Source organism: Microbacterium sp. NFH-22A-Y, from assembly GCF_021401375.1.
GTDB lineage: Bacteria > Actinomycetota > Actinomycetes > Actinomycetales > Microbacteriaceae > Microbacterium > Microbacterium hominis.
Genome location: NZ_JACBGF010000001.1, coordinates 219108 through 236643, shown reverse-complemented (window position 1 = coordinate 236643; position 17536 = coordinate 219108). Strand labels below are relative to the sequence as shown.

The window sequence follows — 17536 nt, the reverse complement described above, 5'->3', positions numbered from 1 at the left end:
CCCTCACCGTCGCCGCAGCCCCGCGTCCACGCGGTTCCTGCGGCGGCACGGGACGCCATTGGAGGAGTCCGGGACCGCGCCCGGGCGCCCCGCGCGTCAGCGCGGCGTGCGCCGCCACCAGGACGGCATCCGGACGCCCTGCTCGTTGCCGCTCTCGACGTCGAGCCCGTAGTGCTCGCCGACGTAGTCGACGAGCTGGGCACGCTCCGCACGGTCGTAGACACGCCGCTCCCGGCGGAAGGCGATGACGGTCGACCAGCACATGAGCAGCATGACCACGCTGAACGGCAGCGCGATCGTGATCGCCGCGGTCTGCAGCGCCGACAGCCCGCCGGCGAGGAGCAGCGCGATCGCGAGCGCCGCCGTGGCGAGCGTGAAGAAAACCCGCACCCACCGCTTCGGCTCCGCGTCGCCGCCGGTCGCCAGCATCCCCATCACGAGCGCGCCGGAATCGGCGGAGGTGACGAAGAAGATGCCGATCAGCACGATCGCGCCGATCGTCAGCACCTGCCCGGCGGGCAGATGCGCGAACAGCTGGAACAGCGCGCCCTGCAGATCGACGCTGCCGTCCGGGAGCAGCATCGACCCGGGGGCGTTCAGCTCCTGGTAGAGCGCGGAGCCTCCGAGCACCGCGAACCAGATGATGCCCACGAGCGTCGGCACGATCAAGACGCCCAGCACGAACTCCCGCACCGTGCGCCCCTTGCTCACGCGAGCGATGAAGATGCCGACGAACGGGGCCCACGAGATCCACCAGCCCCAGTAGAACGAGGTCCAGGCCGCCTGCCACTGCTCCCCCGCTTCGCCCTGGAACGCGCTGACGGTGAAGCTCAGCCCGACGAAGTTCTGCAGGTACGCCCCGATCGACTGCACCCATTCCCGCAGCAGGTATTCGGTCTGCCCGACGACGAGCACGAACACCAGCAGAAGCGCCGCCAGCACGAGGTTGAAGGTCGACAGCCACTTCATGCCCTTGGCGACGCCCGACAGCACCGAGAACAGCACGAAGACGGTGATGACGCCGATGATGACCACCTGCATGAGGGTGTCGGGGGTGCCGAACCCGGCGCTGGAGAGGCCGGCGCCGATCTGCATGACGCCCAGGCCGAGCGAGGTGGCGACGCCGAACACGGTGCCGACCAGGGCGATCGTGTCGATCACGTTGCCCCAGGTGCCGCGCACGTGCCGTCCCAGCAGAGGCTCCAGCGCCCAGCGGATCGAGATCGGCCGCCGGCGGCGGTGGATGGCGTAGGCCAGCGCGACCCCGACGACGACGTAGATGGCCCACGCCTGCACGCCCCAGTGCAGGTAGGTCTGGATGAGTGCGCTCTGCGCGAGCTGCGCGTCGGTTCCGGTGACGCCCGGCCGGGGCGAGACGAAGTGGCTGAGCGGCTCGCTCACGCCGTAGAACACGAGCCCGATCCCCATGCCCGCCGCGAACAGCAGGGAGAACCAGGCGCCGACCGAGAACTCCGGCTCGTCGTCGTCTTTGCCGAGCTTGATGTCGCCGAAGCGGCTGAAGCCCAGCACCAGGGCGAAGGCGACGAAGAAGGCCGAGATCAGCACGTAGTACCAGCTGAATGTGCGCACGATCGTGGCCTGCACCGCGGCGAACGCGCTCTCGGCGGTCGCCGGGAACAGCACCGCGAAGGCGGTGACCAGGACGATGATCGCCGCCGCCGGCCAGAACACCCAGCGGGCGAGCGGGCGTGAGGCCAGCGGGTCGGCCGCCGGCGCCGCCGGGCTCGCCCCGCTCATGCGCCCCGCGCTCCGGCGTCGGTGGACCCGACATCCGTGCGGTGGAAGTTCTGGAACGACCGCGACGCCGTCGGACCGCGCTGGCCGTGGTAGCGGTTGAGGTACGGGCCGGTGCCGTAGGGGTTCTCCGCCGCGGACGACAGGCGGAAGAAGCAGAGCTGGCCGATCTTCATGCCGGGCCACAGCTTGATGGGCAGCGTCGCGACGTTCGACAGCTCCAGGGTGACGTGGCCCGAGAAGCCGGGATCGATGAACCCCGCCGTCGAGTGGGTCAGCAACCCGAGGCGGCCGAGCGAGGACTTGCCCTCCAGCCGCGCGGCGATGTCGTCGGGCAGCGTCACCTGCTCGAACGTCGACCCGAGCACGAACTCGCCGGGGTGCAGGATGAACGGCTCGTCGGGCCGCACCTCGATGAGGTGTGTCAGATCGGGCTGGTCCTCGGCCGGGTCGATGAACGGGTACTTGTGGTTGTCGAACAGCCGGAAGTACCGGTCGAGCCGCACGTCGACGCTCGACGGCTGCACCATCGCGGGGTCCCAGGGCGCGAGCCCGACCCGTCCGGTGGAGATCTCGGTGCGGATGTCACGATCGCTGAGCAGCACGCCGCCAGCCTACTGGCCGTGTCCGGCGACCGCCTCCGGGTCAGCCGTCGACGGATGCCGCGACGGCCAGAGCGGACCGGGTCAGAAGCCCGGTGATCTCCTCCGCGGGGCGATCGGAGGCGATGGCGAGCTCGATGAGCACGTCCTCCGCGAACGCGACCCAGGCGCGGGCCGCCACCCGCAGCGTCGCCGAGTCGGCGTGGCCCAGTTCCCGGAAGACGTCGAGGATGCGGCGGGCGTTCTCGTCGCGTGCCTCGTCGACGAGCTCGCGCACGACGGGGTCGCCGCTGGCGACGCCCCGCACGAGCGAGTAGAAGGTCCCGGTGTGGGCGCGCACGAACGCGACGATGCGTGCGACGGTGTCGTCGAGGCGCTCGCGCGGCGGCAGCTCCTCGCGCGGCGCGGATGCCGCGATCAGCGCGTCCCGCGCCGTCGTCACCACCGCGGTGTGGAGTCCCTGACGCGAGCCGAAGTAGTGGAACACGAGCGCCCGGGAGACGTCCTCCCGCGCGGCGAGGGCCTCGATCGTGAGGTCGTCGAGCGGCTGGGAGACGAGGAAGGCGACCCCCGAGGCGATCAGCTGGGCACGACGATCCTCCCGCGACAGGCGTCGACGCTGGTCGGAGGACATGTCCCGACCCTACCGAGCCGCTCCCCGACACCGAGGGGCCGGGCCACGTCGCAGGGGTCGGTGAGAGTTCTCTCACACTCGGTCGGCCTTATTGACTGATTGTCAATTCCGGCGCACAGTCGATGATCGAGCGCGTCGGCAGCGGAGCCGGCGCCCACGGCATCCGGAGGATCGATGAGACTCTCGAACCCGACCCGCTCCCGCGCAGGGCGCATCACCCTCGCCACCGTCCCCGTCGTCCTGGCCTCGACGTTCCTGCTGGGCGGGGTCGCGCAGGGCGCCGTCCCCGTCTCGTTCGCCGTCTCCGGCAGCCAGTTCCAGATCAGCGCCTCCAAGCTCGAGGGCACCGGCTTCTCGCAGTACGCGGGGGTCACGCAGGACACCGCGGGCGGCTCGCACAACGTCGCGATCGCGAACATCGCGTCGGCCCAGCTCTACGACCTCTGTCAGTCGGTGATCTCCGACACCCCGCTCGGCAAGGTCGGCGTGCGGATCACCGCGGGCGGCGGCGGGAATCCCGCCTCGGCGACCGATCTGCAGATCGGCATGACCGACCTCAAGGGCGACTCGTCGTTCTCGAACATCCGCATCGGCGTGGACGCGTCCACCGTCAACACGGCGGCGAAGGGTTCCGTCGGCGACTTCGCTCAGGATGCCGACAGCGTCACCATCGACAACCTCCAGCAGATCTCCTGGAGCACGCAGGCCTCCGTGTTCACGCTGACCGGCATGTCGCTGACACTGACGGACGGATCGACCGGATGCTTCTGACACGTCGGGCGGCCCGGGCGCCGCGCTCCCCCGGCCGCGGTCGGAGCTGGCGGCGCGAACGGCCGCTGGTCGGCGGCATCCTGCTCATCCTCGGCGGCCTCGTGATGTTCGGATCGAGCCAGCTCGACTTCGGCCGGCTGCACATCCACCTCGGCATCGAGGGGTTGCAGGCCGTCGTGATCCCCCTGCTGCTGATCGTGCTCGGCGCCCTGGTCATCGCGACACCGGCGCACCGCATCCTCTACGGCGTCATCGCGCTGGCGACGAGCGTCTACTCGATCGTCGGCGTCAACCTCGGCGGCTTCCTCGTCGGTTTCCTGCTGTCGGCCGTCGGCGGCATCCTGGCCGTCTCGTGGATGCCGAGACCCGGCACCGACCCCGCCGCGGAGGCAGACGCGGACGCGGACAGGGAGCCCGAGGGGGCGATCGTCCCCGACGAGGCGGTCGCGCGATGACCGGTCGTCCGCGCGCCCGCGCTGCGGCGGTCGCGGCGGCGCTGCTCGCGCTCACGCCCGCCGTCATGGGGGCCGCGATCGTGCCGGCGACGTCGGTCGCGGCGTCGACCCCGCATCCGGCGGAGTGGTGCATCCCGATCATCCTGCCGTGCCACGGCGCCTCCTCGCCGTCGCCGAGTCCGTCGCCGTCGTCGTCACCCACGGAGACAGCCCCCGCCGTCCCGGATCCCGGGACTCCTGCGCCCGCACCGCCTCCCGCCCCGTCTCCCGCTCCGTCGGAGGGGAGCACGCCCCCGGCGGTCGCGCCCGTCGCCGACGAAGACGGGCCGGTGTTCACGCAGCCGTCCGCACAGCTCGGGTCGACGTCGCTGTCGTTCAGCGGGCTGCGGGGGATCTCGGTCGTGACGGTCCCCCTCGCGGACGGTTCGCGGACCACCGCGCTCAAGCTCGAAGCCGACCGCATCACGATCTCGGGCTTCAGCCTGACCGTCCGCCACGAGACCGGCCCGATCCTGACGACGACCGCCGACACGATGACGCTCGAGGGCCACGTGGCCGTCTACCTCAACTCGCTGAGCGCGACGCTGCCCGGGGGCCGGCTGCTCACCCTGGGCGCCGACACCCCGCCGCCCGCCGAGGGCCTCGAGTCGATGTTCGGCGTGACCCTCGGTCTCGTCGGGTCGACGGCGGACTCCATCACCTACACCAACACGGTGCAGCACCTGTCGGAGTGACGGGGCGGGCGGCGGCCTCCGGTCGGTTTGCTAAGCTGGCCGCGCACCTCCCGGTGCATGGGGCTGTAGTTCAATGGCAGAACTTCTGCTTCCCAAGCAGACAGCGCGGGTTCGATTCCCGTCAGCCCCTCCACAAAGGTTGTTCGCAGAAGTGCGCGGCTCTGTTCGCATAGGTCCTCGAACAGCTTCAATCCGAGCTGCGAACGGCCTTTCCCAGCTCACCGGCTCGATGCGTGGCCTCTGCGCGAATTTCCGGGTCGGCTCAGCCTCAGCCAGAGGCAGGTGTATGCCGTTCGAGAAGGCCGGGAGCGTCTCGCGCAGGGACTTTGGCAAGAGCCGACTGTCCGCCTACCCCTGGGCGAGGAAGACGCCTCGTTCGTCCCTCGCGATCCGACCCGTTTTCACCGCGCGGGTCAGCGCTGCCGTGAGGATTGCGTCGATACCCGCCGTCACCCGCTTGCCGCCGAACATGTTGAGGGCCTGCCTCTTCAGCTCTCCCTCTGCCATCCCGCCTCCGAGCTCCGCGGCGACAGCCATCGCATTCGCGATCTCGTCGAGCGGCACGTGCTCCAGCGGACGACCGTCACCCGGCGAGCTCACTCGGACATCACGCCATCGGTCAGGCTCGATACCGCTCGGCCAGGCACACGACTTGTCCGCCGCGCGCACATGATCTGATGAAAGGCACCGCAGGATGGCATCCATCCGCGCTGGCGCGACCCGGCTCAGTCCGAAGCTCTCTGCGGCGAGTCGCGCGAGACGCTCACGATGGATCGGACCCTCCGATTCGACGATCTTGGTGATCACCGTTCGCACCTGATCCACGGCCCGACGATCGGGAAGATCGTCGAGGGTCTCAATCGACCCCGACCTGCTCGGGGTCCAGGGCGTGAACTGACGCACGCGCGGATGCCGCAGCTCGGCACTCGCGACACCGGATGTCGGCGCCGGCGCGGATCTGACCGGGGCGGGCACTTCCGGCGCGGCGCCGACCCCGATGTCGGCGACATCGCGAATACCAAGCTCAGCGTCATCCTCGCTCGACACCGGGAGTGTCGCCACCCCAGTAGCCTCAGCTGCCACAGGCTCAGCAGCCTCGACACCAGCTTTCGCGGCCTCAACTGCCGCGCCCAGACGATCGATCGTCTCCTCACGCTGCTGCATCCATTCGGGCAGCCATACGCGTTCGACCGCGGGCCATCCCATGAGCCCCTTGAGCACGTCGACCGGCAAACCGTCACGATCCGCGACTGTTCGACGCGCCCGCCAGCTCTCCCCGTCTAGCAGCACCGCGACGAGCGGCAGGGCGGGCTCTGCGGCATCCGCTATCGAGATGTCGACGCGGAAGTCCGAAAGGCCGATGTCCGTACGCACCGCAAACCCCCGGGAACGCAGCGCAGCTGCGATCTCGTCCCGGTGACGGTCGACGAGACGCTCACGACTCATGCCGTCGCTCGACTCGACACCGGATGCCGCCATCTCAAGGTACGCTCGCAGGTGCTTGATGCCGACCGAAGAGGTCTCTTCAGCTCGCAGATCAGACGGGTCAAAACTCGCGAAGAGCACGACTTGACGACGCGCGCGGGTGATGGCGACATTCAGCCTCCGTTCCCCACCGGCCCGCGAAAGCGGACCGAAGTTCAGGGGGACGACGCCTCGATCGTTCGCGCTGAAGGCGACTGAGAACAAGATCGTGTCTCGCTCGTCTCCCTGTACGTTCTCGAGATTCTTGACGAACAATCCATCCCGTTCGTCAAGCGCCTGCGCGATTCGTTCGTTCGGCGACTCTCGGAGGAGCGCCTCAATGTACGTGCGTTGCTGCGAGTTGAACGTGATGATCCCTACCGAAGGTGTGCTCTCGACGGACATCTCGAACCGGCGGGTGACCTCTCGGACGATGGCCCCTGCCTCGGCTGCGTTCGTGCGCAGGTCCTTGCCGCGACCGGAGCGATTGAACCGCCCGTCGACTCGCACGAGCGAGATCCCATGATCGGCGCGCGCGTTGTCACCCGCGTGCGGCCACGGAGCGGGGAACGACGAGAGTCGACTGTCGTAGTAGGCCTGGTTGCTGAAGCTGATGAGCGCCTCATCCTGGCTGCGGTAATGCCACGAGAGCCACTTTCGCGACACCCGCGCCTGCACACACTCGGTGAGAATCGACTCCTCATCGAGGACCTGATCCGCGAACGACGAGGGGTCGGACTCGATGTCGCTACTGACCTCCGCGAAGCTCGAGGGCGGCATCTGCTTGCTGTCCCCGACCACCACGACCGACCCGGCCCTGCCCATCGCCCCGACCGCATCAGCCACGCGGATCTGCGACGCCTCGTCGAAAACCACGATGTCGAACATCGCAGCGCGAGCCGGGAAGAAGCGGGCAACCGACTCCGGGCTCATGAGCACGCACGGGGCAATCTGCGTGATCAGATCGCCGTAGTGTTCGAAAAGCGTACGGACCGCCATACCACCGCGTTGACGACCCAACTGACGTTTGAGTTCGCCCATCATCCCGCCGTCGAAGGCCGGATCGATTCGACGCTGGGCAAGGATCTCCGCAGGAATCGCGCGGGGCAGTTCGGCACGGATGGATGCTGCGCTCGTAGTGAACCGCGTGATGGCACGGTTGTGCGCCGCGACGTCGAATGACACCATGGCCTGCGACTCCTCGCGCTCTCGAATCGACGCATCCGCAATTCCGCGCTCCAGCGCGAGGTACGCAAGGTCTGCGGGGACCGCTCCTGTCAACAGCGAGTTGTGGGCACGCGACATCCCGAAGCCGAGTAGCGGCTCGAGGTGTTGCAGGAAGGCAAGCCATCGGTCGAGAGTGACGGGCTCGGACGTCGCGAGGTTTCGACCCCCTGATGTCGAACGCCAGACCGCGAAGAGTTCCCCCGGTGGGGCCCACGCCGCGAGGGCACCCGAAACGCCATCGCGACGATCGATGTCGCCGATCGCCGCTGCCAAGCCACGCCACGCCGCCGCGAGACGAGTGAGCGCCCCGGCGAGGTCGGGGGCAGGCGACGAAGCAGCATAGTTGCGTCGCAAACCGACCTTGAAGTCCGCACCGCCGCCGGACAACGCGTCACCCAGCCACACCGCCCAGGCGAGCGAGGTTTTGACCGAGTCGGTGCCCTCTTCGCTGTACGGAGTCCATGTCGCACTCACAAGCGGGAGCGGGAGACTGATCAGTTGCGCGCGGAGAGACCCAATCTCTTCGGCGGCGCCGACAACCTCCGCGACGAGCGGGGTGACATCGCGCGCCGGGTAGGTGCGGGGATCAACGCGAAGTGCCGAACCGAATCCCGCGAGGGCAGCCCGCTGGCGCTTCCGTCGACCGAAGAATCCCGAGGCGTCCGCCGCGACGGCTGCCCGATACACCTCGTGAACGTCGCTGAGGAGCACCTCCGGCCCCACCGCCGAGAACCAACCTCGCGCTCCGCCGGTGGACTCCAACAGGGCCTGAATCGCTCCGATCTCGCCTGTGAGCGCGCGCCCGTGGACCGCATCCAACGCTTCCACCGAAAACCGCGGCGCATTCGCCACCACAGCCCACTGCTCGAGATGCTCCGGGCTCGAGGCAGTTGCCAGCAGCGTCTGCGTTTCGCCTTCGGTCGGAATAGCGTTCAGTGCAGCGTCAAACTCCCGCGCAGCCGCGTGCACCGCGACACTGTCCTGCACGGACGAGGGCACGAACCCCCAGGGATGCAGCCGCGACGGGTGTGCGAAGTCTGCCGTCTCAGGAAGTGTCCGCATGAGCTCACGCAACCGGTCGAAGTCCCCTGCGGCGCGGGACGCGACCAGCGCTTGAGGAATCTCCAACGGCTCCGCATCGTCAGCCAATGCGAGCAACTGCGCGCGCGCGGCGTAGAGGGAGAGCCCCGCGGTGTTGGGTTCGTGCAGTCGCTGCGCGTAGCGTTTCAGCGCCCCGCGACTTGAGTCCGCTGTCGCTCGGTTCGCGCTGAGAGCCGCCTCATCGGGCCTTGCGATTGCATCGATCGCGGCACGGATCTGGGCCCGCACCGCAGCGGGCCGCGCCCCCTTGTCATGGAGGTCGAGAGCGAACGGCCCGATACCCACAGCATCCAGTCGGTCTTTGACAACATCGAGCGCTGCCCGCTTCTCCGCGACGAAGAGCACCCGCTTCCCCTTCGCGAGAGCGTGTGCGAGAAGGTTCGTGATGGTCTGCGACTTTCCCGTGCCGGGAGGTCCTTCAAGGACGAAAGTCCGTCCGGCTTCCGCCTCCGCGACCGCCTCGAGCTGAGAGGAGTCAGCTGCGACGGGGACCGCGTTGTTGAGTGCGTCGAGGTCGACATTCCTCGGCCCGGGCGCCGGATCTGAGAACTCCGCGGTCGGCGTGTATATGAGGTGGTTGACGAGCGGGTTCTTCGCGAGCTCACCCCAGTTGTCGTCGAGGTCTTTCCACAGTCGATACTTCGCGAACTGCAGGATCGCCAGGTCAACCGTGTCGTCGACGGTGAAAGGCAACTGCGCCGCGGCGAGGGCCCGACGGGTCGCTGAGAACGCCGCCGCCAGGTCAATGCCGGATTCGTCGCGCGCGGGATTGGCGAGCCCTGGGATATCGAGTCCGAAGCTCAGGCGGAGCTTCTCGAGCAGACAATAGTTCGGAGTGGACTCACCCGATTCGTCGAGCGTGATTCGGAACGTCCTGCCGGCGCCGGCTGCTTCGAGAGAGACCGGAACCAGCACGAGGGGGGAGCGCAGATCGCGGTCGCCACTCCTCCAGCGCAACATCCCGAAGGCGAGGTAGAGGTTGTTGGCGCCGGTCTCTTCGCGGATGGTCCGCGCTTTGTACGCGAGCGCACGCAATCGGGTGGCATAGGCCGCCTCGGTCACCCCGACGTAGACTTGCTTCCGCTCTGCGAGCTGAGCGGCGCGCATCGCTTCCGACAGCTCCTGTCCATAGCGGATGCCGCGAGTTCCATCGACAGTGGGGATCCGGTCGCTCGGGACGAGGCTGATCGAAGTACCCTGATTGACCATGTCCTCGAACGCAGCGATCGAAGGCTGCGGCACGGCAAGGGGATAGCCCGCCTTTTCGCCGTAGTTGATCAGTCGGTTTCTCAGGCTGAGATCGAGAAGCGCGTTCTTCCACTGCCCTACTCGCGCCGGGACGTCGCGCAGCGATCCGCCCGCGATTGCCTGCTCGGACGGGGCGTAGTGAAGCGCGGCAGGGCCCTGCCGCACTGCATACTCGACGATCTTCACTTCGCCCGACTCTGTGACGGTGCGACTCGGGAGCGGGTAGATGCGGGAAAGCCGCGATTGCATGATGTCGGTGATCCCGAGAATCAACGACGTGTCACGAGCGAGAGTCTCCGTGTGGTGGTGACGCCGCGCATCGGCGAAGGGCCTCGACGACGCCCCTCCGGTGAGGAACGTCGTCTCAACGACCTCGATCTGTCCGAGGCCAACGTAGTTGACGGCCTCTGCCGCATCCATCTGCGCAGGGCCGTCGAGACTCGCATCATCGCGCCAATAGCCGAGGAAGATGTGTCCGTCGAGCAACCACAGAGTCGAGTTGATGCCCGCCTCTTCGAGAGCAGCGGCCAAAGTGACCGTGGTGTCGAGACAGGTACCGATACGCCCGTCGAGGACCTCGGCGGGCGTCCGGACCTTCTGCCCGTCGAGCCCCCAGCTCGCGGGCGGCGCGGAATATCGAATGTCGCGAGCTCGCATGCTCTCGTAGATCGCCCCCACGATCGAATCCACACGCTCGCGCGACCCCTGCTGATATCCGTCGAGCGCTGGGCTGCCCGTCGTCTGCTGAAGTCGGTCGGACGCCTCGACGAGCAGCGGTGCGATCGCTGGCGAATTCGGCTGAACGAATGCCGCCAGAAGTTCGATTCCGAGCTGCAACGGGTTTGCTCGCCACTGATTCCCGGCGAGCACGGCGACCGGACTCTCGTGGCGCGCGACGGGCACGCCCGCGGCGTCGCGCAGCGTCACGCGGATCGAACCTGGCATCGGGTTCTCGACCGAGAGCATGCGAGAAGGGTCGAGGGTCAGATCAACTCCGCGCAGCACGGAAGGTGCGCGACCGTCGAGGTCAGCCAGCACGACCTTCGGGTCCCCCAGCGGACCGAGCGCACAGATCGCGTCGATCTCGATGGACGCAGCCCGCAACTCAGGGCCTCGGTAATCGACCGTCACCTCCGAGACGACAGGGATAGCGCTCAGCGCCTGGGCGTAGCTCAGGTCGGGCAGCGAATGTACATGTATGCGAGCCTTGCCTTCAAGCTCCGCTGCCGCAGCAGACATCTGTGGAAGCAAACTCACCGTCGGGTCGCTCTCGTCGGCGGTCGACGCTGCCGCGGGCGGCTCCGAACGACTGTCGACCGGGGCGACTGTGACGGGTTCTGTCGACGAGGATGATGCCGGGATGTCGGATGCCGCTGCGAGGGCCGCGAGCACCGGAGCCTTGCGTCGATGCGCCTCATCTGCTTGCTGCTCTGCCCCGACATCACGCAGGAGCATCTCCGCGGAGTCGAGCGCGCGATACGCCTCCGCGGTCGAGAAGTCCTCGTTGTGCGCCCACCGGTTGCGGACGTCGCGGAGCTCACTCGCAAGGCTCCTCCCGCGGCGGCTGAGCGAGTCCGCGAACGGGTACCCGAACGATCCGAAGGACTCTGTGAACGCGCGGAGGATCAGCGACAGGTCACGCGGGTTGTACCTCGCCGAGCCTCGACCCGCCTGACGGTCCCTGGCTTCGATGACCTCTGTCCACTCACCCATGCCCGGTGCGAGTTCGTCGAACCGAGCCGCCACCAGTGGCGCCAGACCGTCGACGAGCACGTCGAGGACAGCCTCGATCTCAGCGCGCGCGTTGAACTCCCCCATACCCACTCCTCTACCGCTCCCCCGCATACCGCGGAGCCATCGATTCCATCTGGTCCATGACGAGCTTGATAGCCTCGGGCTGCTTGTCCGGCGGGTACTTGTACTTCACGAGCAGCCGCTTGATCGACGACCGCAGCTTCGCGCGCACGTCATCGCGCACGGTCCAGTCGGTGCGGACATCACGACGCATCACGGCGACGAGCTCCCGGGCGATCTGCGCGAGCACGTCCTCACCCTGCACATCGATCGCCGACTCGTTCGTGGCGACGGCGTCGTAGAACGCCAGTTCGTCGCTAGAGAGCGGTGGGGAGAAGTGGGTGCCGCGCGACGCTTCAGCGGCGACCTCCTTCGCGAGCTCCACCAACTCCGCGATCACCTCAGCGGAGGTCAGTTGCTGGTTCGTGTAGCGGTTCATGATCTCGGCGATCCGTTCCGAGAACGCCCGTTGGCGAACAAGGTTGCCGCGTGTCGCGCTCGCGCCGGCATCCGTCAGCGACTTGCGCAGCGCTTCGATCGCGAGATGCGCGTTCGGCGCCGCCTGCGCCTTGGCGAGGAAGTCAGGACCGAGGTTGTCGAGCGCCAGCCGCGGAAGCCCGGCCGCGTCATAGATGTCGAGAACTTCCCCGGGAGCGATGGACTCGGCGACGAGCGATCCGAGGAGGCGCGAGATCTCCTCGGGAATCGGTTCGTCGCGGGCCTGCCGTTCAGCGGCGTCGAACTTCGCCATCCAGACGCGAACCTCTTCGTAGAAGGCGATCTCTTCGTGCAGTTCAGCAAGTCCGTCACGGCCGGACGCGAGTGCCCACGCCCGAGCCAGCTGACCCGTCGCGGTGCGGTATCGCACCGACAGCCGGTCGATGCCGAGCTCAGGGTCGTTCAGCGGATTCGCGGCGTCTCGCAGGAAATTGGTTGCGGTCGTTGCTGCCGTTCGCCAGGCGCGAGAGCCGCCGCGCGCGACGATCGCTCGCCAATCGCAGTCGGCGAGCATCTCGCGGATCTCAGCAACGAGCTCAGTCGCAATAGCAACCGCTTCGTCGACATCTCGGCCGACGGGCTTGTTCTCCTGATCCGATGTCGTGTACTCCGCAAGAGCGTTCGCGAGGTTGTCGGCGAGCGGCGCGTACGCGACGAGCAGCCCGTCCTCCTTTCCTCGGAACGTGCGGTTCACCCGCGCGAGGGTCTGCATCAACAGGGCACCCTTGAGGGGTCGGTCGAGGTAGAGCGTGTGCAGCGGCGGAGCGTCGAAGCCGGTCAGCATCATGTCCTTGACGATGACCAGTTCGAGCTCGTCGTCGGCATCCTTCAGCCGCGCCTTGATCGCCTTGTTCTCGGAGTCTCGGCGCACGTGGTCGCTGACCGGCGGCTGGTCGGATGCGGACCCCGAGTAGACGACCTTGATCTTGCCGGAATCCAGCGCGTCGGAGTGCCAGTCGGGCCGCAGACGCACGATCTCCGCATACAGTCGCGCGCAGATCTCACGCGTGCCGCCAACGATGAGGGCTTTGCCAGGGGAGGCGAGGAAAGGCTTCATCCGCTCCCGCCGCTCTTCCCAGTGCCGCACGAGGTCGGCCGCGAGCGTCTCGATGCGCTCCGGCGCGCCGTAGACGGCGTTGACGACGGCGACGGATGCCTCGAGCCGCGCCCGCTCTGTGTCATCCAGCCCCACGGTGTATTCGTCGGCGGCACGGTCGATATCGTCCTCGCTCGCACCTTCGGCGAACGACACCTTGATGAGCCGCGGCTCGAAGTAGACAGGGACGGTCGCGCCGTCGCCGACGGCCCGCGTGAGGTCGTAGATGTCGATGTAGTCGCCGAACACTGCGCGCGTATCGCGCTCCGCGAAGGAGATCGGCGTACCGGTGAAGGCGATGAGCGTCGCGTTCGGCAACGCATCACGCAGGTGACGGGCGTAGCCGTCGAGGTCGTCGTAGTGGCTGCGGTGGGCTTCATCGACGACGACGATCACGTTGCGCCGGTCGGTGAGCAGGGGATGCTGCGTGCCAGACGCTTTCTCTGCCTCGGTGAGCCCGAACTTCTGCAGCGTCGTGAAGTAGATGCCGCCGGTGACTCGGTTGCGCAGCTCGTCGCGCAGTTGGGCGCGTTCGCGCACCTGGACGGGCTTCTCGGCGAGCAGCAGACTCTGGTCGAACGTCTGGAACAGCTGCCCGTCGAGCTCGGTGCGGTCGGTGACGACGACGACGGTGGGGTTCTTGAGTTTCGGATGCCGCGATACGAGGTTCGCGTACAGCTCCATCTCCATTGACTTGCCCGAGCCCTGCGTGTGCCAGACGACACCGGCCTTGCCGTTGGTCTCGACGGCCTGCACGGTGCTGCCGACCGCCTTCGTCACCGCGAAGTACTGGTGCGGCTTCGCGATGCGCTTCGTGAGGCCGTCGGCGTTCTCGTCGAACGCCGTGAAGTTGCGCACGAGCTGGAGGAACCGCTCCTGATTGAACAGGCCGTTGAGAGCGTCATCGATCGGCTCGACCGACACACCGTCCTCGATCCGCGGCTGCGCGAGCGGTTTGCCGTCATCGTCAACGTTCCAGGGCGCGAAGTGGTTCAGCGGCGTGAAGGGCGTGCCGTACTTCGCATCGATGCCGTCGGTCGCGAGGGTGAGTATGCAGAAACGGAACACCATCGGGAACTCGCGCAGATACGTCTGCAGCTGTGCATGCGCCGGGGCGACGCCGGTGGATGCCGAGCCAGCACGCTTCAGCTCGACGATGACGAGCGGCATCCCGTTCACGAACAGCACGATGTCGAGTCGACGGTGGAGGTCACCGCGCCGGAGCGTCAGCTGGTTGACGGCGAGCCAGTCATTGTCGGACGGGTCGGTGCCGAGCAGTCGGAGCCGCGGATTCTGTTCGGTGCCGTCGGTGTCGATGTAGCTCAACGGATATCCGCTGACGAGGTACTGATGGATGCGGTGGTTCTCGGTGATCGCATCCTGCGACTTCGGCGCCGCGATCTCCGCGACCGCTTGCTGCAAGTACTCGGCAGGCACTCCGGGGTTGAGTCGCCGCAGCGCGTCGAGCAGACGCGGACGGATCAGCAGGTCGTCCCACGTGTCGCGCTCACCGCTCCCGGGTGCGACTTCATCGCCCTTCGCCGGTCGCCACCCCAACGGCTCGGCGAGCGTTTCGAGAGCGTCCTGCTCCCACGCAGCTTCAGGTAGCGCGGTCATCACTCATCCCTTTCGAGCAACTTCGCGAGTCCGTCTTCGCTGACGATGGGGATCCCGTAGTCGCGCGCCTTCTTCGCCTTGCCCGAGAGCGAGTCGGGATCGGCGGCGACGACGAGCGTGACCTTCTTGGTCACGGTGGGGTGAGGCAGGTAGCCGCGGTCGCGCAGTTCCGCCTCCCACACGTCGCGTGGGCGCACCATGTCGCCGGTGAGCACGATCAGATCCCCCGTCGCGAGAGCGAATGCTTCCGAATCCAGGGGGTCGGCCGCGGGCCGCACATCATCGACGGCCGCGGCAATGTCGTCCGTACCGAGCTGCAGCAAGGCGCCCACGGCACGGAGGTCCGCCTTCTCCTCCTCCGTCAGCACTCCGTCTGCCCACGCGCGTCGCTCAAGTTCGACGAAGTAGTCGCGGTGGATGCCGTGGACCACAGCTCGCGTGAGGCCGAGCTCCGTGGCAACCTCACCGAGCTGTGCGCCTTCGCTCACCGAGATGATTCCGTCCAGCAGACAGCGGTCGAGAAGCGCTGTGTATCTCGCCGCCGCTCCCTCAACCGCATCCCGCACAGACTCAGTCGAGATTCGCTCGAGGAAGCTCGCGGGAGCGACAGCTGCCGTAGACCGAGGCTTCGCCGTTGCACTGGTTCGGCGACCCACGGGGTACTCGTGCGCCCGCCCGGCCTCTGCCGTGCGTTGCCAGTACTCCGCCCATCCGGGCCACGTGGAGCTGGCCCGCTGGTAGTGCGAAAGCAGCTGAGCGGTCGCGTACGAATCGGAGCCGGCACTGTGCGAGAGGCCGGGCTCGATGGAACACGTGACGCACGCATGCGCCAGGGAGCAGGACGCTCCGAGACCGAAGCTCGACCCCAATGCCATCGTGCAGACGCTCGGTGTATCGGCATGCAGCCCGTAACCGGCCCGTTCGAACTCGGCGTGCAAGAACCGCAGATCGAACGTCGCGTTGTGCGCCACGAACACCCGTCCGCGCAGCAGATCGGCGAACTCCGCGGCGATGTCGGCGAAGACCGGCGCATCCAGGATGTCAGCGGCGCGGATGCCGTGGATGCTCTGCGGCCCCAGGTCGCGTTCGGGGTTGATCAGCGTCTCCCAGCGTGCGGTGATCGTGCCGTCATCCTCGACGTGCGTGACACCGATCTCGACGACCCGGTGGTGGTACGACGGCAGGATGCCCGTGGTCTCGAAGTCGACGACAGCGAAGCTCATGATTGCTCCTCATCGGCGTCGCTTTTGGCCGCGGCGGAGGCGGCCTTCTCCGCATTCTGCCGACGGTTCGCGAGCTTCTCAGCCAGTCGTCCCGTTGTCATGCGGGCGCTCTCGAGCGTCTCGGTGCTGAAGCGACCGGCGGCTTGCAGGCCGACCTTGCTCGCGCCGACCATGTCATCGCGCACATCGGCGGCCGCGGCGGACCAGCGGCGGGCTTCGAGGAAGTCGCGCTCGTCAGCGAGCCCGAGAGCGAGGTGAAGGTCTCTGACACCGGACGCGACCTCGTTGCTCGCCTTCACGACGACCTTGGCCGAAACGGGGTTCAGCAGCACCTTGGCGTTTGCGCGCATCGCGGCTGCGTCCATCCTCGAAACGAGGTGCGACGTGGCCTTCGAGATCGCATCCTGTCGTCGCTGGCGCGCCGCATGCAAGGCAAGCCGGTGACTATCGATGTCGTCGGGTGAACTGTCGAGCACACGATCGATCTCCAGTACCGCCATCGCGTCCTGCAGCTGGAAGCAGCGCGCAAGGACCGCAAGCCACTCGACGACCGTGTCCTGCGCGTGCTTCGACAGCCCTGCGAGGTCGCCCACCTTTGTCTCTTCCTCGAGCTTCTCGGCCAGCGCATCGAGCTGACGCAGCGCGTACGCCTGTGTGCGAGCGATGGTTGCGGCCGAGCCCTGCACTTTCGACCAGGTGACTTCCGACACGCGGCCGACTTCTGCGCGAACGGCCATCGCCTCGTCGAGCATCAGTTCTACGCCGATCATGTCGGCGAGCACGGCGTCCTTCTGTGCGCGAAGGATGTCATCGACCTTGGCGTCGATCTTCGCGAGGTACTCGGTGATCTCCTCCATCTGCTTCTGCATCGCGTACTGCGCCATGATGCCGCCGACCCCGGCGAGAATCGCGGGGTTGGTGAGGAACGCACCCGCATTTCCAGGCTTGATGAACTGCAGGTTCTTGGCGAACTGGCCGTTCGGCCCGCGAGTCGTCGCTTGGACGAACTGCCCACCCGAACGCTGAACGAGGTTCGCGCTGTGGGCAGCACGCGCCGACTCCTCGGTCAGCTTCATCCACCGTCCGGCGTTGGCCGAAATCTCCGACGCGGTCTGCATTGCCGACCCGCCCTTGGCGACCGCCGAGTTCAGTCGTCGCAGATCGAGCTCGCGCGACGGCACCCCCGCCGACGCGACGAAGAGCTCGACGGCCGCCGGTGAGCCGATGACGACGAGCCCTTCGCCGTCGCTGATCAGTTCGATCTCATTCCCCGGGCCACTGTCGGGTGGTTCGTGGAGTTCGGAGTAGTCGGTCATG

The 17536-nt window shown here is 67.4% G+C and carries 10 protein-coding genes and 1 tRNA gene; 4 read left to right on the top strand and 7 right to left on the bottom strand.

The annotated features are described in order from the left end of the window. Positions 1–96: 96 nt before the first annotated feature. From L0965_RS01080 to L0965_RS01070, 3 genes are read right to left on the bottom strand one after another with little or no spacing between them, the layout of a single operon-like run. Positions 97–1758, bottom strand: coding sequence for a BCCT family transporter (locus L0965_RS01080; protein ID WP_101305358.1), 1662 nt, complete (start codon positions 1756–1758; stop codon positions 97–99). Then, positions 1755–2360: a dCTP deaminase gene (gene dcd / locus L0965_RS01075; RefSeq protein ID WP_061782197.1), complete on the bottom strand. Its 606-nt coding sequence runs from the start codon at positions 2358–2360 to the stop codon at positions 1755–1757. Before dcd ends, L0965_RS01080 begins: the two co-directional genes overlap by 4 nt. Positions 2361–2400: 40 nt before the next feature. Further along, complete coding sequence (locus L0965_RS01070; RefSeq protein ID WP_060959736.1) at positions 2401–2991, bottom strand: TetR/AcrR family transcriptional regulator; 591 nt, start codon at positions 2989–2991, stop codon at positions 2401–2403. Positions 2992–3165: 174 nt separating this feature from the next. Between L0965_RS01070 and L0965_RS01065 the strand changes: the two genes are divergently transcribed. From L0965_RS01065 to L0965_RS01050, 4 genes are all read left to right on the top strand, one after another. After that, positions 3166–3762, top strand: coding sequence for a DUF6230 family protein (locus L0965_RS01065; protein WP_060959737.1), 597 nt, complete (start codon positions 3166–3168; stop codon positions 3760–3762). Beyond that, complete coding sequence (locus L0965_RS01060; RefSeq protein ID WP_232783970.1) at positions 3753–4217, top strand: DUF6114 domain-containing protein; 465 nt, start codon at positions 3753–3755, stop codon at positions 4215–4217. Before L0965_RS01065 ends, L0965_RS01060 begins: the two co-directional genes overlap by 10 nt. Next, complete coding sequence (locus L0965_RS01055; RefSeq protein WP_101305357.1) at positions 4214–4951, top strand: hypothetical protein; 738 nt, start codon at positions 4214–4216, stop codon at positions 4949–4951. Before L0965_RS01060 ends, L0965_RS01055 begins: the two co-directional genes overlap by 4 nt. 59 nt (positions 4952–5010) lie before the next feature. Continuing rightward, positions 5011–5084 (top strand) — tRNA-Gly (locus L0965_RS01050). Between the two features lie 215 nt (positions 5085–5299). On the opposite strand, the gene L0965_RS01045 is transcribed toward L0965_RS01050, so the two are convergent. From L0965_RS01045 to L0965_RS01030, 4 genes are read right to left on the bottom strand one after another with little or no spacing between them, the layout of a single operon-like run. Beyond that, positions 5300–11809: a DUF3320 domain-containing protein gene (locus L0965_RS01045; RefSeq protein ID WP_157831548.1), complete on the bottom strand. Its 6510-nt coding sequence runs from the start codon at positions 11807–11809 to the stop codon at positions 5300–5302. A 10-nt stretch (positions 11810–11819) separates the two neighbouring features. Continuing rightward, positions 11820–14996, bottom strand: a complete 3177-nt coding sequence (locus L0965_RS01040; RefSeq protein ID WP_101305356.1) for a type I restriction endonuclease subunit R — start codon at positions 14994–14996, stop codon at positions 11820–11822. Further along, positions 14996–16219: an exonuclease domain-containing protein gene (locus tag L0965_RS01035; RefSeq protein ID WP_101305355.1), complete on the bottom strand. Its 1224-nt coding sequence runs from the start codon at positions 16217–16219 to the stop codon at positions 14996–14998. The genes L0965_RS01040 and L0965_RS01035 overlap by 1 nt, the downstream gene beginning before the upstream one ends. Continuing rightward, on the bottom strand, positions 16216–17535 hold the full coding sequence (locus L0965_RS01030; protein WP_101305354.1) for a hypothetical protein: 1320 nt from the start codon (positions 17533–17535) through the stop codon (positions 16216–16218). Before L0965_RS01030 ends, L0965_RS01035 begins: the two co-directional genes overlap by 4 nt. Position 17536 lies beyond the last annotated feature (1 nt).